Origin of the sequence: Kocuria sp. CPCC 205297 (assembly GCF_040981035.1) — a bacterium.
GTDB lineage: Bacteria > Actinomycetota > Actinomycetes > Actinomycetales > Micrococcaceae > Kocuria > Kocuria marina.
This window is the reverse complement of record NZ_JAVKPY010000007.1, coordinates 158,646-180,565: the sequence shown is the minus strand read 5'-3', so window position 1 is coordinate 180,565 and position 21,920 is coordinate 158,646. Positions and strand designations below refer to the sequence as shown.

At 67.3% G+C, this 21,920-nt stretch carries 15 protein-coding genes; 4 read left to right on the top strand and 11 right to left on the bottom strand.

What is annotated here, in order from left to right; all coding sequences use genetic code 11:
* Positions 1-36: 36 nt before the first annotated feature.
* Together RF650_RS08610 and RF650_RS08605 are read right to left on the bottom strand one after the other, a co-directional pair.
* On the bottom strand, positions 37-3,276 hold the full coding sequence (locus RF650_RS08610; RefSeq protein WP_368814670.1) for a DEAD/DEAH box helicase: 3,240 nt from the start codon (positions 3,274-3,276) through the stop codon (positions 37-39).
* A gap of 81 nt (positions 3,277-3,357) precedes the next feature.
* A complete protein-coding gene (locus tag RF650_RS08605; RefSeq protein WP_368814669.1) occupies positions 3,358-5,796 on the bottom strand; it encodes a DUF262 domain-containing protein in 2,439 nt (812 codons plus the stop codon).
* Between the two features lie 93 nt (positions 5,797-5,889).
* Here RF650_RS08605 and RF650_RS08600 point away from each other — a divergent pair, with 93 nt between their 5' ends.
* A complete protein-coding gene (locus tag RF650_RS08600) occupies positions 5,890-6,768 on the top strand; it encodes an alpha/beta fold hydrolase (RefSeq protein WP_368814668.1) in 879 nt (292 codons plus the stop codon).
* 124 nt (positions 6,769-6,892) lie between these two features.
* Here the strand turns inward: RF650_RS08600 and fmdA are convergent, their stop codons facing one another.
* The 6 genes from fmdA to RF650_RS08570 all read right to left on the bottom strand — a co-directional run bounded on the left by fmdA (position 6,893) and on the right by RF650_RS08570 (position 14,767).
* A complete protein-coding gene (gene fmdA, locus RF650_RS08595) occupies positions 6,893-8,149 on the bottom strand; it encodes a formamidase (protein WP_368814667.1) in 1,257 nt (418 codons plus the stop codon).
* Between the two features lie 58 nt (positions 8,150-8,207).
* Entirely contained in the window at positions 8,208-8,501 is a 294-nt protein-coding gene (locus tag RF650_RS08590; protein WP_064845445.1) for an FmdB family zinc ribbon protein, read from the bottom strand.
* 296 nt (positions 8,502-8,797) lie between these two features.
* A complete protein-coding gene (hutH, locus tag RF650_RS08585; protein WP_368814666.1) occupies positions 8,798-10,360 on the bottom strand; it encodes a histidine ammonia-lyase in 1,563 nt (520 codons plus the stop codon).
* Between the two features lie 83 nt (positions 10,361-10,443).
* Positions 10,444-11,763, bottom strand: coding sequence for a YjiH family protein (locus RF650_RS08580; protein WP_368814665.1), 1,320 nt, complete (start codon positions 11,761-11,763; stop codon positions 10,444-10,446).
* Between the two features lie 113 nt (positions 11,764-11,876).
* Positions 11,877-13,052, bottom strand: a complete 1,176-nt coding sequence (gene hutI / locus RF650_RS08575) for an imidazolonepropionase (protein ID WP_368814664.1) — start codon at positions 13,050-13,052, stop codon at positions 11,877-11,879.
* Positions 13,049-14,767, bottom strand: a complete 1,719-nt coding sequence (locus RF650_RS08570) for a urocanate hydratase (RefSeq protein WP_368814662.1) — start codon at positions 14,765-14,767, stop codon at positions 13,049-13,051. The genes hutI and RF650_RS08570 overlap by 4 nt, the downstream gene beginning before the upstream one ends.
* Before the next feature lie 682 nt (positions 14,768-15,449).
* Between RF650_RS08570 and RF650_RS08565 the strand changes: the two genes are divergently transcribed.
* Positions 15,450-16,223, top strand: coding sequence for a sce7726 family protein (locus RF650_RS08565; protein ID WP_368814684.1), 774 nt, complete (start codon positions 15,450-15,452; stop codon positions 16,221-16,223).
* Here RF650_RS08565 and RF650_RS08560 read toward each other — a convergent pair.
* Both RF650_RS08560 and RF650_RS08555 read right to left on the bottom strand, forming a co-directional pair.
* Positions 16,105-17,130: a hypothetical protein gene (locus RF650_RS08560; RefSeq protein ID WP_368814661.1), complete on the bottom strand. Its 1,026-nt coding sequence runs from the start codon at positions 17,128-17,130 to the stop codon at positions 16,105-16,107. The genes RF650_RS08565 and RF650_RS08560 overlap by 119 nt on opposite strands.
* A 236-nt stretch (positions 17,131-17,366) precedes the next feature.
* Complete coding sequence (locus RF650_RS08555; protein WP_368814660.1) at positions 17,367-18,152, bottom strand: IclR family transcriptional regulator; 786 nt, start codon at positions 18,150-18,152, stop codon at positions 17,367-17,369.
* Between the two features lie 284 nt (positions 18,153-18,436).
* On the opposite strand from RF650_RS08555, the gene hutG reads away from it, so the two are divergent.
* Both hutG and RF650_RS08545 read left to right on the top strand, forming a co-directional pair.
* Entirely contained in the window at positions 18,437-19,462 is a 1,026-nt protein-coding gene (hutG, locus tag RF650_RS08550; RefSeq protein WP_368814659.1) for a formimidoylglutamase, read from the top strand.
* The gene (locus RF650_RS08545) at positions 19,455-20,924 is read left to right on the top strand and encodes an amino acid permease (protein WP_368814658.1); all 1,470 of its coding nucleotides are present in this window, start codon (positions 19,455-19,457) and stop codon (positions 20,922-20,924) included. Before hutG ends, RF650_RS08545 begins: the two co-directional genes overlap by 8 nt.
* A 183-nt stretch (positions 20,925-21,107) precedes the next feature.
* Here the strand turns inward: RF650_RS08545 and RF650_RS08540 are convergent, their stop codons facing one another.
* Positions 21,108-21,911 carry a TetR/AcrR family transcriptional regulator gene (locus tag RF650_RS08540; protein ID WP_368814657.1) on the bottom strand — a complete coding sequence of 268 codons (804 nt, stop codon included), beginning with the start codon at positions 21,909-21,911 and terminating at the stop codon, positions 21,108-21,110.
* Between the last annotated feature and the right edge of the window lie 9 nt (positions 21,912-21,920).

Sequence of the window (21,920 nt, the reverse complement as noted above, 5' to 3'; positions counted from 1 at the left end):
GGTGGCCTTGGCCCTCCTCCGGGACCGTTCAGATGATCACTTCAGGGCATCGGACAGGTCCGAGAAGTATCGGTGACCGGACCACTCCGAACGGTCACCAATGACGTACAGCCGGCGCCTGGCGCGGCTGGCCGCGACGTTCACCAGATTCACGGTTGACGCCGCCCAGGCCTTGGCCCCCGGGCTTGCGGGATCTCCTCCCAGAACCAGGATGACGACATCCGCCTCTCGGCCCTGAGCCGTGTGGATCGTGCCCGCCTGCAGACCGGGATACTTCTTGCGGTCCACGAGCTGCCGCAGATGGTTCGATACATCACGGAACGGGGATATGGCAATCACTCGTGACGGGTCCACGCCCTTCTCGTCCAGATACTCAAGCGCCTTCTCCAGCCGCTTGACCTGCCCCATCTGCAGGTGTGTTCCGGGGGTGGTCGCGGGCTCATCCGCCCAGTAGCTCCACGCGACTGCCGGCCCCGTCCCCGTGTCCTCGAAGGGGTCGACGGCTGCGTCCTTGGCGCGGGGCTTTGGAACCCCGTTCACCATGATCCCGTTGTAGGCAATGCGGTTGCACAGGGAGAACATGGGGTCGTCGCAGCGCCGGTGCACCTTCAGCGGCGCACTGACCCACACGTCCTGCTCGCCCTGCGGAAGAACGGTGCCGTAGGGAGAGATTCGGTCGGCAAGGGTCTGAACGGAGGCGCGGGGCGGTATCCACGTCGCAGAGACGCCGTACGCCGCAGCGATGTCTCGCCGCGATTTCGGGGGAATCGTGACCACCGGCTGCAGCTGCAGGGGATCGCCGACCGCGAGAACGCGCTGTGCGCGCCAGATGGCTCCCACCGCGAACTGGGGACATGCCTGTCCTGCCTCGTCGATGAGGAGCCACCCGAATGCTTCGGGGCCTACGTCACCGAACATTCGTCCCAGCGACGCAAAGGTTGATGACACCAGCGGCACCACCAGGAAGAACAGCTGCCATGCGGCGCGCAGTTTCTCCCGCTCCAGTTTCCGCGGGTGGTCTCCCGCCACCACTTCGCAAGCTGCTCTCAGTCCCTGTCTCATGGTGGTGGCAGTGGCGGCCATGAAGTCCTGGTGCAGCTCCAGGGCAGCGAGGAAGAGATCGGAACGCGCCTTGCTGAGATCGTGGTCGAGCCACGGGGCGTGCAACTCCCGGTCCTCGACGGACGCGTGGGCATCCGGGTGGTGCTTGCCGTATCTCGTGCGGTCCTGGGCGCACTGGGCCTCGAGGGAACGCCTGCGCGACGTCTTCATTGCCAGATCCCGTTCAGCTGTCTCCGCCTCCTGCCGGACACTGGCCAGATGGCGCTGGACGCGGTCGATTTCGGCCGCGTGGGACGCGGACCGTTGCCGGGCGGTCTCCAGTGCCATGCTCAGCGGGCTCAGGTGCGTTCGCCACTCACGTGGCGCGGCGCCCAGGGTGAAGATGGTTTCCAGGATGCCTGGCTTCTCGCCCATGTGCTGCTGGTAGGCGGCGGCCGCGGTGTCCAGCTCGTTCTGCAGGTCACCGGCTCTCAGGACCTGCGCGCGATGGATCTCGCGCGCCCGGCCTTCTTCCGCCCGGAGAGTGCGCAGGTGTTCTTCCCGGCGGGCGATCTTACGCACCAGTAACTGGACTTCTTCCCGTCGTCCTTCAGCGGCCTGGCGTTGCCCCATCAGGTTCTCCACGCGCTCCAGCGCACGCTGGAACACTGCTTGGGCTTCTCCCCAGGTGCGCTTCGGCCGGGTGCCCTCGGCCCAGTGCTTGAGAATGGTGTCGAGACCCTCCCTCTCCACCCGGGGCGAGGTCCTCCCGCCGCTGTGGGACGGAGCGCCGTCGGACCCGGTGGATCGGTCCCGCGACGCTTTTTCGTCGAACCAGAGAGCGCTCTGGAAAGCCATGCGGTTGGACTTCTTGCCCAGTCTGGCTGCCACCAGTCCCCAGCCTGGAGTGTCCGCCTCGTCGGCTGCTGATTTTCCGGCGGCCGCCCGCAGAGTCGCCGTCGCAATGTCCTTGAAGTAGTCGGCAGACTTCTCCCACGGCGAAGAAATCGCATCCGCAGAAGGGATTTCGACCGCCACGTTCTCCACAGCGGCGTTGTTCGCCGATGCCACGACCATCTCGAACCCCGTGAGCTCGGGAATGAGCTGCGGCACCGATCTGCTGTACCCGGACGCCGACGTCCAGCGGTGCATTGATCCGGTGAAGGCACGGGACGGATCGTCGAGAGCTGCGAGTCGGCGGGCTCGTTCCACCACGTTGCCCGCCAGCACATCCCGCAGCATCGTGGTCTTGCCGGTGCCCGGCGGGCCGTTGACGCCCATGACGCCGAGGTTCTGGCGCAGGTCGTTGAGGGCGCGGTTCACCGCGAACTGCTGGCTCAGGGCAAGCGGGTGCTCGGGGTTCGAAGGCCAGCGGCCCAAGGGCAGCTGGTCCACACGGGTCCGGGCATCGACTGCCTCGGGGTGCTGGATGACGTCCACTCGTCCGGCGGACGTCTCCTTCCCGTCCTCGGTCAGGTACTCCAGTAGGGCGGTTCCGCTGCGTCCCGCTGCCGCTGCCTGCCGTACGGTGCCCAGATCCTGCAGGTAGAAGCTGTTGAGGAAGTCCATGTCGCTGACGCTGTCGTGCGGGCGTACGGCGACCACTCGACTTTCGATGACGATCTGGTGGGTGGCGAGATCCTCGCGGCCCTGGACGCCGGCGCCGGCGTGTGCGGCCCGCAGAATGTCGTTCAGATACGCCTCGCCCAGCCGGGGAACCTCGTGCGAGCTCTCCTGCTCCAGACGACGGCCCCCCAGCTCGTCGAGGGCTTCCACGAAGGATTCCTGCGCCGCCTCAAAACCGGACATCCACGACGGATCCCGCGGGCCCGGGTGGAGGAGGCGGCCCACCGCCCAGAGACAGGACGAGAGCGTGGCGGTGTCCCCGATCAGCTTTCCGTCGTGGCCCACCAGAACCCCCGCGCAGGCGCTCCGACCGCCGGGGCGCTCGTCGTAGGCATCCGGATCGTCCGCGAACACCCGGTGCATGACCTCGTAGGTGTCCTCCACCTTGTAAACACCGAGATAGACCGTATGCCGCCACTCCCGCGGGGTATTTCCCATGGGTCGAGGCTCGGGCAGTGAATCCCACGGGAGGGGCGCATCGGATGTCCAGGCCACGACCTGCCGGTCCTCGGGCCGTGTTGACCGGGGCGTCAGTTTGGGGAGCGGCTGCGGACTGAACAGCTCCAGCATCCACCAGTAGTCCAGAATGCGCTGCTGCGCGGGACTCATCTGAGACATCACCATTTCCCCATCCTGCCTCAGCCGGTGGCCACTTCTGGGGTGCGCCTCGGAAGGAGACGGTCCGAGATCTCAGGTGCTGGGACTCGTTTCCCGCAGGCGCCCCACCCACAGGGACAGGGTGCCCTCCACGGCTGCCTCGGCCAGGGCATCCGGATCCACGTGCTCCGTCTCGTCCACCTTGGAGGAGATGAGGGCAATGGTTTCCTCCGCAGTCGCGGCGGCGCGTCGTTCCGGATCGGCGCAGAACTTCCGCACGCTGGTCCCCAGGGTCTTGAGTGGCTGCTCGTCCCGAAACGGGTGGAAGGACTGCATGAACTCCTCCACCGTTTCCTGCACCAGGGGGTCGTCCGTGGCCATGCCCTCGAGCTCAACGAGGCGGGGCAGGAACTTCACGATTTCCAGGTAGGGGAAGTTCTCGCCCTCGGCAGTTTCTGCGGTTTCCTGTCCCCGCTCCGCGGTCTCGTCCGAACGCAGGGTGATGATCAGCTCTTCGGGGTCCAGCTCCAGGTGGGAAAAAACCCTGCGCATCAGGGAGACCTTTGTCCAGGTGCTCGACGATGCGTTCCAGCCGATGCTGTCGTCCAGGCGGTACACGCCGTTCTCGTCCGGGTCGTAGGCCGCGCCCACGCGGAACCAGTCGGAGGTCCGGGCCCACTGGAGGAACTCGTCCCGGTGCTCAACCAGAAGGATCGTGAATACCCGGGCCGTCAGGTCCCGCCAGTTGGCCACCGTGGCGTGGTGCTCGTTCCACGTGAAGGACACAGCAGCCCTGCCCGTGAAGTTGGTGTCCGTTCCCAGTGCTTCCGTGGGCAGCTGCGGTCGGGCCGGTTCGAAGTCGCTCTCGGGATAGATCCAGTAGGTGAGCGCATCTGCGCAGAGACGGCGGGTCCGTGCCGCCAGCTGGTCCTCGCCCCAGTGTTCGGCGCTGCGCATCTCCAGGTTCAACCGGAACGGGGACTCCATGAATCCGTGCTTCATGGTGCGTTTCGTGGAGTACGAAGAGTTCGAGTAGGAGGAGTTGTACCCGGTCACGGTCAGGTTGCCGAGCCGGTTCAACCACTGCTCGTGGATGCGCTGGGCCTCATCACCCAGTTCGTCGTGCCATGCCTGCGTGAGCGTCTGCGGCATGACGTGCTCAATGGTGAGAGACCCGTCCTCAATGCCGTTGGCGATGTCTCTGGTGTCGTTGGAATCCAGGTTCTCCAAGCACTCGAACAGGTACTTCCGACGCTCGCCCTTGAAGTTGTACAGGTTCTTCACCTCAAGACTGCTGATGAACTCAGCGTCATCGGGGAAGGCTCCGGAGCCGGAGCGCTTCCGCAGCGAGTACCCCAGGACTTCGGCGAAGGAACGGTTTTCGGGGCGGATGCGCTTCACGTCCCTGTAGACCGTGGCAAACACCTTGTTCAGCGCATTCGTCGGAACTTCTGCAATGTAGCGACGGAAAATATACGACTCCACGGTGCGGATGCACTCGGCAAGATCGAGGTCCGTGATCTCGCCGGTCTCCCGCGACTCGAAGAGGGGCATGAGCAGGGGGAGCACGACATCGGTCTTCAAGAGGTTGAGCCGGCGAAGACGCAGGTCGATCTTTGAGCTTCCGGTGGTGGCGGTGCGGATCTGGCGGTAGTAGGTGGAGTACTTCCGGACCCCGTCCAGCAGCTCAGCGCCTCGAAGCCCCGTCTCGGTGATGTACTTCTTGAAGGACTCGTAAACCTGGTCCTGGCGGGGGATGCGCGAGGTGCGAGTCACCAGGTACCAGCGCAGGAATGCCCCGGTGTCATAGCCGACGTTGACCTCAATACGGTTCCAGTAGTCGGTGTAGACGCGTTCCTGCTCGTGGACGTCCAGGCCCATCAGAACCAGGTTCCGCACCTTGTCCGCTTCGCTCAGCGCCAGCCCCGTGGAGTTGAGCGATTCGAAGATGCGCTGTGCATCGTCGTGCTGCTCCAGGTCCAGATGCATGACCTCGAGGCGCTCTACCGCGGCCCACAGGTCGTCCCCATCGATGGGCAGTCGGGGGATCTGATCCTTGAAGAAACGGTAGTTGGCGGTCACCGAGGACGTGTCGATGTGATCCGAGTCAGACCTGAACAGCAAGGCGTAGGCGTCCGCATCATGCTTGACGGGCTTGAGCTTGAACCGGGGTGTGTCCTGCTGCTCGTTGAGCAGCAGGAAGCTGGTGCGAATCCTGTGGGCGAGTCCTGGATCGCGCGACTCGAGGGTGCCCTCGTCCAGGAGGTCCGCAAGGGCCAGCATGAGCAGACTGACCGTGGTGAGTCGTTGCTGACCGTCGATCACCACCCACCGCCATGAACCCTCCGGCTGGCCCACCACGGCCCCGAAGAAATGCTTGGGCCGGCCTTGCTGGATGACGTTGACGAGGTCTTCCAGCAGCTGCTGGCACTGTTTCAGCCCCCAGTCGTAGTTGCGCTGGTACACGGGGATCACCAGCTGCCGCTCCTGCATCCCGTACACCTTGAGAACTTCAGTCACCTGTCCGCGCATGGGGCAAGTTTACGAGTCGCGGGAGCAGGCGCTTGGGGCGCCTCCCAGGGGCCTGAAGCGCCCGACGGTCCCCGGGGCGCGCACAATGGCCCCATGTTTGAGAACTTCGAGACCCACCGCATCCCGGTCCCCGGGGCCACCATCCACGTGAGGACCGGCGGGCGGGGCGAGCCGCTCCTGCTGCTGCACGGCTTCCCGCAGACCCACGCCATGTGGCACCGCCTGGGTCCGGCCCTCGCGCGGGGCCATCGCGTGGTCGTTGCGGACCTGCGCGGCTACGGTGACTCCACGGCGTGCAGTGAGGACTTCAGCTTCCGGGCCATGGCCGCGGACATGGTGGCCGTGATGCGTCACCTGGGCCACGAGTCCTTCCACGTGGTAGCCCACGACCGCGGCGCCCGCACCGCCCACCGCATGACCTTGGACTTCCCGCACGCCGTGCGCTCCGTGGCCCTGCTGGACATCCTCCCCACCCCCACCGTGTGGGAGCTCATGGACGACTGGCTGGCCACTCGGTACTACCACTGGCTGTTCCTGGCCCAGCCGGCCACCATGCCGCAGCGGCTCATCAGCGCCGAGCCCCTCACCTTTCTCCACGCGGCCCTGGAAGGACTGGGTGGCACTCCCGGTTCCCTGGACACGTTCCACCCCGAGGCGCTCGCCGCCTACGAGGCCGCCGCCCAGAACCCGTCGGTGGTGGCCGCGTGGTGCGCGGACTACGCCGCGGCCGCCGGGGTGGACCGGGAGCACGACGACGCCGACCGCGGCACCTCCCGCAACCTCCCCGCCCTGCTGCTCTGGGGCGGCGACGGCGTGGTGGGTGCCCAGACGGATCCGCTGGAGGCGTGGCGGCCGTGGCTGCCGCGGATCACCGGTCGGGCGGTTCCCACCGGGCACTTCATGGTGGAAGAGCGCCCGGACGAGGTGCTGGCGGAGATCCAGGAGCACCTGGTGGCCGCCGCACGGGATTGAGGGGACCACCCGTGAAACATGCGAGTGCACCTCCACCGGCGGGAAACCGCGGTTCCCGTGGCGGAAGCGCACTCACCTGTGAGAGTCGTCCCAGCGGCGTCGTCCGCGAGGGCCCGTGTGGGGATCAGCCCGGGTTCATCGCCCGCGGCGCGCCCATGCCCGGATCCACCTGCGTGGGGCCGCTGGCAGAGGGGCGGATGTCCACGTCGAAGATCTCCGTGGGCAGGTACACCGTGGCGCACGAGTTGGGGATGTCCACCACCCCGGAGAAGCGACCTTCGATGGGGGCGGCGCCCAGCAGCAGGTACGCCTGCTCCTTGGACCAGCCGAACTTGGCGAGGTAGTCGATCGCGTGCAGGATCGCGCGCTGGTAGGACAGGTGGGAGTCCAGGTAGCGCTGCTCGCCGTCGAGTGTCACGGACGTGCCCGAGAACGCCAGCCACTCCGAGTACACGGGACCGTTGCGCCCGGGCATGAAGATGGCGTTCTCGCTCACGCCGTAGGTGTCCATGCCTCCCTTGATCACGTCCACGTGGATGTCGATGAACCCGCCCATCTCGATGCCGCCGCAGAACGTGATCTCACCGTCCCCCTGGGAGAAATGCAGGTCCCCCATGGAGAGGTTCGCCCCGGACACGTACACCGGGTAGAACACGCGCGAGCCCTTGGTGAAGTTCTTGATGTCCTGGTTGCCGCCGTTCTCGCGCGGGGGAGCCGTGCGGGCGCCCTCGCCGGCCACGCGGTCGAAGTCGGTGCCGGTCAGCGAACCCAGGATCGCGGCGTCGGGTTCGGGTGGCAGAGCCAGCGGGGGCACGCGCTGCGGATCGGTGGCGATCAGATCGCCCTCGCGCTTGTTCCACTTCTTGAGCAGCTCCGCAGACGGAGCCGTGCCCATCAGGCCCGGGTGCACCATGCCCGTGAACTTCACGCCGGGGATGTGGCGGGAGGTGCACTCGCCGCCGCGGAAGTCCCACACGGCCTTGTAGGCGTCCGGGAACTGGTCCACCAGGAAGCTGCCGCCGTTCTTCTGCGCGAAGATCCCGGTGTAGCCCCAGCCCTGCCCGGCCAGCGGCCCCTCCTCCTGCGGAATGGGCCCCACGTCCAGGATGTCCACGATCAGCAGGTCACCGGGCTCCGCGCCCTCGATCCGGAACGGCCCGGACAGTGCATGCACCCGGTTCAGGGGTGCGTCCCGGATGTCGTCCGCGGAGTCGTCGTTCTTGATGGCGCCGTCGAACCACTCGCGGCAGTCAATGCGGTAGCTCTCGCCACGTTTGAGCGTGGCCACGGGCGGGATGTCCGGGTGCCAGCGGTTGTGGCCGGTCAGCTTTTGCTCGGTGAAGGGCTTGGTCGAGTCCAGCGGGAAAATCACTTCTGGCATGGTTCGTGACCTTTCTGGAGAGCCCCGCGGGCGGTTCCCGCGCGGCAGTGCGGGGAAGCTACGGCCGCGGCAGCTTCGCGTGCCGGGGGTCCCGGGTCACGGCCGGGGCCGCGCCGGGGGCGCCGGGCTGGCGGGGCAGGGATCGGACGACGTCTGGCGCGTCAGCCGTGCGGGCAGCGTCGTCAATCACGCGTGCCCGGGCAGAGTTCGCGCGGGACAGGCCCACGGCGGAGAACACGCGCCGTGCGTCCGCGCCGCACGCGGGACAGTCCTGGGAGCGCGGCACTTGGGCCATGGCGTGGTGGGCGTCGAACGGCCCGCAGGCCTCGCACCGGAACTCGTAGACGGGCATGGACGCTCCCTTCGCGCGTAGTAGTGACCCTAGTACCGGGGGTCCCCGGGGAACAGGGCTCCGGGGGATCGTGAATCTGAGGTGCAGGGATGACTGCCCCGCGGCACGGTTCCTGGGCATCTCTGCACCTCAGGTTCACCGGGGCCGCCTGCTGGACTTGCCGGGGACCGTCCCGGCGCGGCGGCACTACGTACCGGGTCGGGCGCCGTCAGCGGCGTGCGGTGGGCGCTCGGGCCGGTGGCGCAGACGGTGCCTCGCGGCGTCGTCGTCGCCAGGGGACGACGCCGCCGCGAGGCTCAGTTCAGCGGGCCCACCGCGGACTCGACCGTGCGCACCAGGCGCCCCGAGGCCACGTACTCCTCGGCGGCCTCGATCTCCGGTGCCATGAAGCGGTCCTCGCCGGGCGCGCCCACGCGGCCGTCCAGGTCCGCAATGACCGCCGACGCCGCCGCGCCCGGTTCCAGGGGCGCGCGCAGGGCGATCGCGCGGGTGGAGGAGAGCAGCTCGATCGCGAGCACGCGGCGCAGGTTCAGCACGGCCTGGCGCAACTTGCGGGCGGCGTGCCAGCCCATGGACACGTGGTCCTCCTGCATCGCGGAGCTGGGGATCGAGTCCACCGAGGCCGGCACCGCGAGGCGCTTCATGTCCGAGACGAGCCCGGCCTGCGTGTACTGCGCGATCATCAGCCCGGAGTCCGTGCCCGGGTCCTCCGCGAGGAACGGGGGCAGGCCGTGGGAACGGGCAGGGTCCAGCATGCGGTCGGTGCGGCGCTCGGACATCGACGCGAGGTCCGCGATGGGGATGGCCAGGAAATCCAGCACGTACGCCACGGGCGCGCCGTGGAAGTTGCCATTGGAGCTCACGGTGCCGTCGTCCAGGACCACGGGGTTGTCCACGGCCGCAGCGAGCTCCTGCTGCGCGACGGTCAGGGCGTACGCCGCGGTGTCCCGGCTGCCACCCGCCACCTGGGGGGCGCAGCGCAGGGAGTAGGCGTCCTGCACGCGGTCGTCGCCCACGCGGTGGGAGGCCACGATGCCGGAGCCCTCCAGCACCTTGAGCATGTTCGCCGCAGCATACTTCTGGCCCGGGTGGGGACGCAGCGGCTCGTGCAGCTCGGGGACGAACACGCGGTCGGTGCCCAGCAGGCCCTCCACGGAGAACGCGGCGGTGATGTCCGCGGCGGTGAACAGGTTCTGCAGGTCCGCCAGCGTCATGATGAGCTGGCCCAGCATGCCGTCCGTGCCATTGATCAGCGCCAGGCCCTCCTTCTCGGCGAGGGTCACGGGCTCGATCCCGGCCTCGGCGAGCAGCTCGGGCACGGGGCGTTCGGTGCCGTCGGGCCCGACGGCGCGGCCCTCACCCATGAGCACGAGCGCGCAGTGGGCGAGCGGGGCCAGGTCGCCCGAGCAGCCCAGCGATCCGAACTCGTGCACCACCGGGGTGATGCCCGCGTTGAGCACGGCGAGCATGGTCTCCAGGGTCTCCACGCGGATGCCCGTGTGCCCGGACGCCAGGGTCTTGGCGCGCAGGAACATCAGCGCCCGCACCACCTCCCGCTCCACGGTGGGCCCGGTGCCCGCGGCGTGGGAGCGCACCAGGGACTTCTGCAGCCGGGTGCGCTTCTCCAGGGGGATGTGCTTGTTCGCCAGCGCACCGAAGCCGGTGGAGATCCCATACGCGGGCACGTCCGACGCCGCCAGCTCGTCGATGTGGCGGCGCACCTTCGCGACGTGCTCGCGGGCCTCGTCGGTCAGCTCCACGCGGGCGTCGTGGCGGGCGACGGCGATCACGTCACCCACCGTGACGCCGGAGGATCCCAGCTGCACGGTGGTGGGGAGGTCGGTGTCGAAGAGGGTCATGGGGAAGGGTCCTTCCGGTCGGGAGTGGTTCGGGAGAAGTGTGTCAGGGCGGTGCAGTGCACGTGCGCCGCGGGCGCTGCGCGCTAGGTGAGCAGTCGCACCAGCGGAGTGGCGATGAGGATGGTGAGGGCCACGCGCTCGAACCAGATGACCACCAGCGATCGGATGGAGACCGGGATCTCGGTGGCCAGGATGGACGGCACGAGAGCGGAGAAGAAGATGATCGCCGAGACGCAGACGATCGCGATCACCAGGCGCAGGACGAGCGACTCCTGCCCGGCCACCAGGGTGGCGGGGAGGAACATCTCCGCGATGCCCGTGGCCGACGCCTTGCCCGCGAGCAGTGGCTCCGGCAGCCCCACGATCCACGCGAACGGCACGAAGAGGTACCCCAGCCAGTCGAAGATCGGGGTGTAGCGGGCCAGCACCAGTCCGATCAGACCGATCGAGAGGATCGAAGGGAGGATGGACATGGCCATGCGCAGGCCGTCCCGGAGGTTGTCCCACACGTTGCGGCCCAGGCTGGGGGCGGTGTGCAGCGCCCCGCGCGCCTCGGCCCACGCGTGGTGGAAGCGACGGCCGGTGACCAGCTTCTCCGGCTGGTGCTCCACGCCGGGGTAGGGGTCGTCCGGGATGCGGCTCAGTGGCGGGATCCGCACAGTGATGGCGGTGACCAGGAAGGTGACCACCAGGGCCAGCCAGAAGTAGAGCAACCAGTGGTCCATGAGGTCCAGGGCCTTGGCCACGATCACCATGAAGCTCGCGGACACCGTGGAGAAGCCCGTGGCAATGACGGCGGCTTCCCGCGCGGTGTATCGACCCTCCCGGTAGACGCGGTCGGTGAGCAGCAGCGCCAGGGAGTAGCTGCCCACGAAGGACGCCACGGCGTCGATGGCCGAACGGCCCGGGGTGCGCCACACCGGACGCATGACAGGCTGCAGGAACACCCCGATGAACTCCATGAGTCCGTACCCGATGAGTAGGGCCAAGAACACGGCCCCGATGGGCACGATCAGCCCCACCGGGATCACCAGGGAGTTGAAGAGGAACGGGCCCATGTCCTTGGCCATGAGCCAGTCCGGGCCCACGCTGAACACCAGGGCGCAGCCGACCACCAGGCCCAGGATGTTCAGGAACGCGAACACCATCTTCACCGGGGATGCCCGCCAGGAACCCGTGACGAACGGGAACACCGTGCCCGCCAGAATCACTGCCAGCGCGTAGTACGGCACGGCGGCACCCACGTTCTCCCGGAGCCACGTGACGATGTGGTCCAACGGGATGGTGCTCTTGCCGCCGATGGTGACGGGCACGAAGAACATGAAGATGCCGATGGCGCTGTAGAGCACGAAGCGCAGCACATCGGCGCGGTTGGTGCGCGCGGGTTCCTGGAGCGTGCTCATTTCACATCCTCGTGACGGGTGAATCGTGGGTGGAGGTCGTGTGCCGCGGAGTGCGGCAGTGCCGGGCGGGGTTCGATCCGGGAGGCCCCGCGGCACACCGCAGGACCTCCCGCTCAGATCTCCCGGCGGCCCGCCCGCCACACGCCCCACGTGAGGGGCATGCCGGGGCGGTAGGCCAGGTGGACGGCCTGCGGGGCGTCCAGCACGTGCAGGTCCGCGCGCGTTCCCACCGCGAGGTGGCCCACGGCGGGGCGGTCCGGGGTGGAGACGTCCCGACGCAGCGCCTTGGCGCCGCCGAGCGTGGCCGCGCGGATCGCCTCGTCCACCGTGAGCTTCATCTGCAGCACGGCGGTGGCCACGCAGAAGTTCATGGAGGTGGTGTAGCTGGTGCCGGGGTTGCAGTTGGAGGCGATCGCCACGGTGGCACCCGCGTCCAGCAGGTCACGGGCCGGGGCCAGCGGGGCACGGGTGGAGAGGTCGCACGCCGGCAGCACGGTGGCCACGGTGTCCGAGCCGGCCAGCGCCGCCACGTCCTCGTCCGAGAGGAAGTTGCAGTGGTCCACGGACGCCGCCCCCAGCTCCACGGCCAGGGACACACCCTCACCGGGGCCGATCTGGTTGCCGTGCACCCGCAGCCCGAGCCCCGCATCCCGGCAGGCCTCGAGCACGCGGCGGGACTGCTCGGGGTTGAACGCGCCGCGCTCGCAGAACACGTCCGCCCACTGCACGTGCGGCGCCACGGCCTCGAGCATGGGCCCGCACACGAGCTCCACGTACTCGTCCGGGTTCGCGCCCTCGGGCACCAGGTGGGCGCCCAGGAACGTGACTTCGTCCGCGGCGCCCGCGGCGATTTTCGCCGCGCGCAGCTCTTGCTCCACGTCAAGGCCGTAGCCCGTCTTGGTCTCGACGTAGGTGGTGCCTCCGGCGACGGCGTCCCGCACGCGCCCGGCCACGAGCCCGCGCAGGGTCTCGTCACTGGCCTCCCGGGTCGCATTCGTCGTCACGCCGATGCCGCCTGCTGCGTATGCTTGCCCGGCCATACGCGCGGCGAACTCCTCACCGCGGTCCCCCGCGAACACCAGGTGCGTGTGGGAGTCGACCCATCCGGGCAGCACCGCACGTCCCTCGACGTCCACGGCACGGTCCGCCGCGGGCGCCTCGGAGGCGCAGCCCACCCACGCGATCAGCCCGTCCTCGACGACGATGGCCGCGTCCCTGAGCACGGAGTCCTCGCCGCGGGCGGGGTCCACGGTGTGCAGCTCACCGATGCCGGTGATGAGCTCGCTCACTGGTCCGCGTCCCGGGTGGTGGCGAGGTCGTTGTGCATGGGGATGTTGACGCCGCGCTCGTCCGCCACCTGGATGGCACGCTCGTAGCCGGCGTCCGCGTGGCGGATCACGCCCATGCCGGGGTCGTTGGTGAGTAGGCGCTCGAGCTTCTCGGCCGCGAGATCCGTGCCGTCCGCCACGGAGACCTGGCCTGCGTGGATCGACCGGCCGATGCCCACGCCGCCGCCGTGGTGGATGGACACCCAGGTGGCGCCCGAGGACGTGGCGGTCAGCGCATTGAGCAGGGGCCAGTCCGCGATGGCGTCCGAGCCGTCCTTCATGGACTCGGTCTCGCGGTAGGGCGAGGCCACCGAACCGGAGTCCAGGTGGTCGCGGCCGATCACGATGGGCGCGGAGACCTTGCCCTCGGCCACGAGCTTGTTGAAGAGCAGTCCGGCCTTGTGGCGCTCGCCGTAGCCCAGCCAGCAGATGCGCGCGGGCAGGCCCTCGAACTCCACGTGCTCCTGCGCGGCGTCGATCCACTCGTGCAGGTGCTTGTTGTCCGGGAAGAGCTCCTTGATCGCGTTGTCCGTGACCTCGATGTCCTTGGGGTCGCCGGAGAGCGCCACCCAGCGGAAGGGGCCGAGGCCCTCGCAGAACAGGGGGCGGATGTACGCCGGGACGAAGCCCGGGAACTCGAACGCGCGGGTGTAGCCGGCGTGGCGGGCCTCGTCGCGGATGGAGTTGCCGTAGTCGAAGACCTCGGCGCCCTCGTCCTGGAACTCGACCATCGCCTGCACCTGCGCGGCCATGGCCTCCTGGGCCTTCTTGGTGAAGCCCACGGGATCGGCCTTGGCCTCGGCATCCCACTGCTCCACGGTGAACTCGGTGGGCAGGTAGGACAGGGGATCGTGCGCGGAGGTCTGGTCGGTCACGACGTCCACGGAGATCTCGCCCGCGCGGTGGCGGCGCAGCAGCTCCGGGAACACGTCCGCGGCGTTGCCCACGTACCCCACGGACAGTGCGCGGCGCTCGTTCTTGGCAGTCATGACCTTGGCGAGGGCGGTGTCCAGGTCCGTCTCCACCTCGTCCAGGTAGCGCTTGGACTGGCGGCGCTTGAGGCGCGTCTCGTCCACGTCGACGACGAGGCACGCGCCGCCGTTGAGCGTCACCGCGAGCGGCTGGGCGCCGCCCATGCCGCCGCAGCCGCCGGTGATGGTCAGAGTGCCGGCGAGGGTGGCCTCGGGGATGCGCCCCTCCTCGTGCATCTTGCGGGCGACGGCGTAGAACGTCTCGTAGGTGCCCTGCAGGATGCCCTGCGTGGCGATGTAAATCCAGGACCCTGCGGTCATCTGGCCATACATCATGAGGCCCTCGTCCTCCAGCTTGCGGAACTCCGGCCACGTGGCCCAGTCGCCCACCAGGTTGGAGTTGGCGATCAGCACGCGCGGGGCCCACTTGTGCGTGCGGAAGACACCCACCGGCTTGCCGGACTGGACCAGCAGGGTCTCGTCCTCCTCGAGCTCCTTGAGGGTCTTCACGATGACGTCGAACGCCTCCCAGCTGCGGGCCGCGCGGCCGGTGCCGCCGTAGACCACCAGGTCGTCAGGACGCTCGGCGACCTCCGGGTCCAGGTTGTTCATGAGCATCCGCATGGGCGCTTCGGTCTGCCAGCTCTTGGCGCTGATCTCGGTGCCGCGGGGTGCGCGGACGGGGCGGGCGTTGGGCAGTGCCATGAGGAGTCCTCCTGGTGCGGGTCGGTCCGGGGCGTGCGGGCGGCGGACGGGGAATGAGTCCATGGGACCACGGGCGGTGACGGGGGTCACGGGTTCTGGAGGGGGTTGTGTCTGGGATGCCAGACAGGGGGCGGGGGTCAACGCCTTGTGGCTTTACTGCACCGCAAGATAATTTGTAAGGGTGGGTGAGCCGATCATCGCGCCATCAGCGTTGAAGAACGGCCTTGTGGGGGCCGACATTCTCCACGCCTACCGCAACCCGATCCGTGCGTGAGACCTCGGCGAGGGGTCTACCACGTTGATAGGTGCGAACCGAGCGGACATTGTTCTGGAAGTTGGGTACGTACAGGGACGCACCGATGACGTCACCGTCCATGCGATGCCTGCCAGCCGGAGATATCTGAGGTGATGATCATGCCCCTGTGCCGTCGAAGAAATTCTTGCTCACGCTGGTGAGTTAGCTGCGCGCTTCGAGCAGTATGAGCCGCGACCCGAGGACGAGCTGGACGTAGGTGCCCTCATGGCTCTGCGTGCGGCCGTCGCTGAACAGCCTGACGCGGAACGTCGCGTCATCGACGCCGTGCGCGGCTCACCACGCGGGTATGTCATGGGCTACGATGGTGAACTTCGTGGGGACGACAGGTGAGGCCATCCGGCAACGGTGCAGGCGACTCGTGGCGTGATGGTGGGGTCCGCGCCAGCACCGTCAAGACCTCATATATCTAGCACCAGTTGGAGTCCGGATGATGCAGGAAGAGGGGCCCAGACGCCCAAGCGAGCGGAAGGTATAGTCCTACTGATGCTCCCTGTGACTGAGCGTGAGATGCGAGAGACGGTGAGGCGAGAAGTCTCATCTCAAGTGGCCGAAAAATCGTTGATTGTGGATGAGTTCGTAATTGGCGAATTAGGGCGAATTGATATCGCTGCCATCGGCAGCACGCTAGTCGGGTATGAAATCAAGAGCGATCTTGATACACTTGCGCGCTTGCCCCGTCAAATGGACGCTTTTAACAAAATTTTTGACTACTGCACACTAGTTGTTACAGATCGGCATTTAGAAAAGGCGCGAAAAGTTATCAAACGTGGCTGGGGTCTAGCAGTCGTCAGGCGCTCTGAACCTAACACGCTGTTTTATGATCAAATTCGTAAGGCCTCTCCCCGGCGGGGACAAGATAAGGTGGTTCTCGCTGAGCTACTGTGGCGGGAAGAGCTAATTCGCGCGCTAGATACTTTGAATGCTGTCCGTGGATTCCGAAGCGCCACCCGTCCTGAACTTGCAAAACGTCTTGCTTCCCTGACCGGTCATGAAGAACTGCGAGGGATAGTCTCCACTATGCTCACGGAGCGCCGAGGTTGGCGAGACGCCAAAGCACTAGATGAAGGTGTCGCGAGGCTGCAATACGCAAATGTATCGTCGCGTTTCCTGGCCCGCCGACTTTCGACGCAACATCGTTAAGTTTTTGATCTGCTGGACTAAAATTTTTTCCGCCGTAATAGGATGCGTTCACAATATCCTTTGCCAACGCAACATATTGCGTCGAGGGGGAACTCCTTTTTCCCCCCCGATGCACTTGCCATGCGTCATTAGTTGCATACCGAATATTGGGGATCGGCGCAAAAGGCGCAGAGCCATAGCGAGGAGTGCCTACTGCGTAGTCGCCGTAGATTAAACTGCCCTCCATTTTATTGCGGACGGTTACAAATGTCTTCGCATCCACGCGGGGAATCGGGGTCACAGAGTTGCGCGCCGCGACTTTCCCAAGTTCTTCGGGGAATGCGGAAAAGCTCAATACAACCGACATCCATTCGCGAAGGTTTAACGCGCTCAAAGCTTGAATCGCAAGCGTCGCTTGAATAGTTTGCGACCCCGTCAGGGTGCCACCATCCACCACGAGGGCGACTTGAGATGACGCAATGTTTAATTGCTCCAATACAGCCGTAATATCATCGGCAGTATTAACCTCACTATCAATGAGATCTTCTACGTCAATCCGTAGTATAACACCTCGTCCATCTTTAGCGATAACGCTCGCGATGGCCGAAAATGTATCCGGCGTCTCAGTAGTCGTAACTACTGGGACAGCGCATACTTTTTCACGTACCCGGTCAAAGAAGTCGGCGATTTGCCCGGCGAATTTTGGATCATTGATACCTTCCACATTGAGCATCTGAACCCATACAGCACCGTCAGCTGTATTCCACGCTTTGGGGAGTGCGCTCGATGCTTTTACCGGATCGATGAACTCGAGCAGCGGAACCAATCGTTCCTTCGGCGCAGTAGAAACTGCACCAAGCTCAGCCGCTTTACCTTTGAGGATCGGGACGTATGCGTCTAATGGCAACTTTGTCAACGGGGAAACCATGAAGATATAATAGTCTCGCGATGTTACTGTGTCTACACATCGTAACATAATTGTTATAGAGGTTTCAGCGCTTATGCCCATATGGATCAGGCCAGATCGTCTTACTAAACAGCCATGCTAAAAGGGTCAGGGGCCCTAGTTGTAGCAGGGTGTGAGGTGGTGGAGGGGTCGGGGCTGGTCCTAGCCGAAGGTGCCTCTCGGCTGCGGATAGAAGCTCTGTGCGGGGCCCGTTTTGGTCACCCCTCACTCCCCGGCACCGCCCCGTGCAACCGTCGCGTCAGCGCCTCCGCCGTCCGCCGCACGTGCCCCACCAATTCGGTCCGCCGTGCCTCGTCCGTGCGGTGCTCCAGGAACGTCAGCGCCACTCCCGCCACCGGCAAGCCCCGGTGGTCGTGCGCCGCCACCGCCACGGACGCGAAGTTCGGCGTCACATCTCCCTCCTCCACGGCCCAGCCGCGCTCCCGGGTCCGCGAGAGCTCTGCGCGCAACTGACCCGGCGTCGTGATCGCCGTGGTCTCCCAGCGCGACGCGAACGACGCCCGGTCCGGGTACAGCGCCCGCACCTGGGCGGCGGGCAGGCCCGCGAGCATCGACCGCCCACTCGCCGTGAGGTGTGCCGGAATGCGCACCCCCACGTTCGTCACCAGCGATGGCTTGTACGGCGCCCGCTCCTCCACCACGTAGACCACGTCCCGCCCGTGCATCACCGCCAGGTGCGCGTTCTCGCCCACCGCGTCCACGAGCGCCCGCAGCAGTGGCTCGCCCAACCGCGCCATCGGGTCCTGCCGCGTGTACGCCGAGGACAGCTCGAACGCCGCGATCCCCAGCCCGTACAGCCGCTCCTCGGGCAGGTGCACCACGAACCCCTGCTCCGTCATCACCGCCAGCAGGTGGTACACGCTGGAGCGCGGCAGTTCCAGCGCCGTCGCAATCGACGACGCCGCCACCGGCCCCTTCCGCGACGCGAGGAACCTCAGGATCCGCAACGTGTTCTGCGCCGCGGGGACTTTCGCTCCGGTCATCGCGTTTCCTCCGGTCGGTGGTGGTGTTCGACGACGCCGCACGGTCACCCTGTGTGCACCCCGGCCGTCTCCACCGTGCCGCGCCCCACCCCGAAGAGCTGGTGAGCGGCGTCGTCGACGTCGTGTGTCGTACGATCTGCGTGTCTGGAATACCAGACGATATCTGGTGCCGGGATGCCCCGCGATCCCCGGTGATGGGCTTGTGTGGAGCAGAAGGTAATTCAGATCACACGCGAGCGCCGCGAGACGGCCCGGGGAGGCCGCACCGCGGGGAAGGGCGCAGCATGACAACCACCCGGATCACACCGCCGAACCCCGAGATGTGGAGTGGCAGGACGGACGGGGACACCCCCGAGCACCTGCGCTGGCACCAGAAGGCGCGTCCAGAGACGAGCGATCAGGACGGCGCTGCCGGTGGCCCCGCCGTCGAACTCGTCGGCTTCTCCTGCGACGAGGGCGTGCGCCGCAACAAGGGCCGCGTGGGTGCCTCCGAGGGGCCCGACGCCCTGCGCGCCGCTCTCGCCCCGCTCGCCCTCCATTCCGATGTCGGCATCCACGACGCCGGCACCGTGGTGGTCCCGGACCGCAACCTGGAGGACGGCCAGGACACCCTGGGGCGCCAGGTCGCACGCCTCCTGGACACCGGCAATCCCGTGGTCGTCCTGGGTGGCGGACACGACACCGCGTGGGGCAGCTACCTGGGCCGCACCCGCAGTGAGCGCCTGCGGGACAAGCGCGTGGGCGTGCTGAACCTGGACGCGCACTTCGACCTGCGCCAGGCGGACGAGCCCTCCTCGGGCACCCCGTTCCTGCAGATGGCCCGCGCGGATCAGGAGGCGGGCCGCACGTTCGACTACACCGTGCTGGGTATCAGCGAGCCCAACAACACGGGCGTCCTGTTCCGCACTGCGGACGAACTGGGCGTCGAGTTCCTCACGGACGAGCAGTGCCAGCCCCGCCATCTCGACGCCGTCCTGGAGGTCGTGGACCGTCTCATGGAGCGCGTGGACGCCATCCACCTGAGCATCGACCTGGACGTCCTCCCCGCCGCCGTGGCGCCCGGCGTGAGCGCCCCGGCCGGATACGGTGTTCCGCTGGAGACCATCCAGGCCGTGTGCCACCGCGTGGCCCGCAGCGGCAAACTGGTCCTGGTGGACGTCGTGGAGCTGCTGCCGCGGATGGACGTGGACGGCCGCACCGCCCGCGCCGCCGCGCGCCTCATCACCACCCTGGCGCACGACGCCCTCAGCACGACACCCACCCCACCGACCGGCCGCGCCGGGAACACCACAGGAGAGCGCCATGAGTAGTCCCGCGTCCCCATCGCCCGCACCGCAGAGCTCGGCTCCACAGGCGTCTGCGCAGGAGACCCACACCCTGTCCCGCGGTCTGAGCATGCGCCACATCCAGTTCATCGCGCTGGGCTCGGCGATCGGCACGGGGCTGTTCTACGGCTCGGCGACCGCCATCCAGATGGCCGGTCCCGCCGTGATCGTGGCCTACGTGCTCGCGGGTGCGGCGGTGTACATGGTCATGCGCGCCCTGGGTGAGATGGCCGTGCGCCACCCCGTGCCCGGCTCCTTCGGTCAGTATGCCGCCCGCTACCTGGGCCCGTTCGCGGGCTTCGTGACGGGCTGGACGTTCGTGTTCGAGATGATCGTGGTGGCCATCGCGGACGTCACCGCGTTCGGCGTCTACATGGGCTTCTGGTTCCCGGACACGCCCCGCTGGATCTGGGTGGCCGCGGTGATCCTGTTCATCGCCGCGATCAACACCCGCAACGTGAAGATCTTCGGTGAGCTCGAGTTCTGGCTGACCATCGTCAAGGTGGGCGCCATCCTCGCGATGATCGCCGGCGGCATCGCGCTGATGGTCATTGGTGTCTCGTTCGCCCCGGGGGAGACCGTGGGCCCGCAGAACCTCGTGGACCACGGCGGGTTCATGCCCAACGGCGTGGGCGGTCTGTTGGCCGCGCTGACCGTGGTGGTCTTCGCGTTCGGCGGCATCGAGACCATCGGCATCACCGCCGGTGAGGCGGGCGATCCCGCGCGCTCCATCCCCAAGGCCGTCAACGCCGTGCCCGCGCGCATCATGCTGTTCTACGTGGGCACCATGGTGGTCATCATGTCCCTGGTCCCGTGGAACCAGATCACCGGGGACGCCAGCCCGTTCGTGCAGATCTTCTCCGCCCTCGGCATCCCCGCCGCCCCCGCGATCCTCAACGTGGTGGTGATCGTGGCGGCGATCTCCGCGATCAACGCGGACACCTTCGGTGCCGGGCGCATGCTCTTCGGCCTCGCTGAGCAGGGTCAGGCCCCCCAGGCGTTCACCAAGGTCTCGCGCAACGGCGTGCCCTGGCTGACCGTGGTGGTCATGGGTGTGGCCCTGGGCATCGGCGCGGTGCTCAACGCGGTGATCCCGGAGAACGTGTTCCTGGTGATCGCCTCGATCGCTACGTTTGCCACCGTGTGGGTGTGGCTCATGATCCTCTTCTCGCACATCGCCATGCGCCGCGAGATCGAGAAGAAGGGCCGCCCGGAGTCCGCGTTCAAGGTGCCGCTGTGGCCCGTGGCCTCGTGGCTGGCCACCGCCGCTATCCTCTTCGTGATCGTGCTCCTCGGCTGGTTCCCGGAGACCCGGGTAGCGCTGATCGTGGGAGCCGTGTGGCTCGTGCTGCTCGGCGTGGGCTATGTCCTGTTCGTGAAGGGCAACGGCCGCAACCGTCCGCAGCTCGACGACCACACCGCACTGATCACCCTGCCGCGCACCTGATCGACGCAGTTGCTCCGGCGCGGAGCCCCGGCCCGCGGTTCGCCCGCGTGCCGGGGCTCTATCGTGCGTGGCGCAGTCGTCTCCCGCGCCGGGGTGGCGGCGGGGCACCATCTGGGGCGCGTTCTGATCGTCGGAAGGCGTGTTCGGACGTCAGATCGCGCCTCAGCTGTGAGGGGCCGGGCGTCAGACTGCGCGGTGGGTGGCGCCGACACCCGCCGCCACGAGCGTGACGATCTCGCGCATCCTACCCATGAGCAGCCGCATCTCCCCGCGCCCCTGGCGTGCGCGGTTGAGTTCCGCCAGCCCGCTCGTGACGATCATCCGCGCGCCCACGTCCAGCGCAGTGTCGCGGTGGGCGCGATCGGGCGAGGTGGCAAGGTCGTTCCTGCCCGGTGCCGCGCTCGCGGGCGACAGCGCCGCCGTCCCGGGTGCCGCGGCGTCGTCGGCGTCCTGGGCTCGGGACGAGCACGTGCCCAAGAGGTGGGCGATGTGGGCCTCGAGCTTCTCGACGAGCCCCAGCACCTCGCGGCGGTGGGGGAGGTCCTCCCCGAAGAGGATCTCGCGAGCGATCCACACGGTGGTCTCGGGCCAGTGGACGGCCATGTCGAAGATCGGGTCGAGAGAGTTCATGATGGCGTCCACCACCTCGGCGGGGGACCTCTGGCCGGGCGCCGACGTGGCGAGCAGTGCATCGTTGACGTGCTCCGCCCAGATGCTCTCGGTGACCATCATCAGCAGCTCCGCCTTGGTGGCGGCGTACTGGAACACGGTGCCCGCGGCCACGTCCGCGCGGGAGGCGACCTCGCTCATGGACATCTGCGCGTAGCCCTTCTCGCTCATGAGCGAGCGGGCGGCGGCCAGGATGCGGGCGCGTTTCTGCGCCTTGGCGATCTCGCGGCGCCCGGGGCCGCGCGGGCTCACGCGGGCGGCCACGTGTTCCAGGGGGCGTGCTCTGCGGCGGGGCGTCGGGTTCTGAATTTTCTCCACCGAATAATT

Coding starts and splice junctions, on each gene's coding strand:
- RF650_RS08610 (WP_368814670.1), bottom strand. CDS start 3,276: ATGAGTCCCGCGCAGCAGCGCATTCTGGACTACTGGTGGATGCTGGAG.
- RF650_RS08605 (WP_368814669.1), bottom strand. CDS start 5,796: ATGCGCGGACAGGTGACTGAAGTTCTCAAGGTGTACGGGATGCAGGAG.
- RF650_RS08600 (WP_368814668.1), top strand. CDS start 5,890: ATGTTTGAGAACTTCGAGACCCACCGCATCCCGGTCCCCGGGGCCACC.
- fmdA (WP_368814667.1), bottom strand. CDS start 8,149: ATGCCAGAAGTGATTTTCCCGCTGGACTCGACCAAGCCCTTCACCGAG.
- RF650_RS08590 (WP_064845445.1), bottom strand. CDS start 8,501: ATGCCCGTCTACGAGTTCCGGTGCGAGGCCTGCGGGCCGTTCGACGCC.
- hutH (WP_368814666.1), bottom strand. CDS start 10,360: ATGACCCTCTTCGACACCGACCTCCCCACCACCGTGCAGCTGGGATCC.
- RF650_RS08580 (WP_368814665.1), bottom strand. CDS start 11,763: ATGAGCACGCTCCAGGAACCCGCGCGCACCAACCGCGCCGATGTGCTG.
- RF650_RS08570 (WP_368814662.1), bottom strand. CDS start 14,767: ATGGCACTGCCCAACGCCCGCCCCGTCCGCGCACCCCGCGGCACCGAG.
- RF650_RS08565 (WP_368814684.1), top strand. CDS start 15,450: ATGGTGGGGTCCGCGCCAGCACCGTCAAGACCTCATATATCTAGCACC.
- RF650_RS08560 (WP_368814661.1), bottom strand. CDS start 17,130: ATGGTTTCCCCGTTGACAAAGTTGCCATTAGACGCATACGTCCCGATC.
- RF650_RS08555 (WP_368814660.1), bottom strand. CDS start 18,152: ATGACCGGAGCGAAAGTCCCCGCGGCGCAGAACACGTTGCGGATCCTG.
- hutG (WP_368814659.1), top strand. CDS start 18,437: ATGACAACCACCCGGATCACACCGCCGAACCCCGAGATGTGGAGTGGC.
- RF650_RS08545 (WP_368814658.1), top strand. CDS start 19,455: ATGAGTAGTCCCGCGTCCCCATCGCCCGCACCGCAGAGCTCGGCTCCA.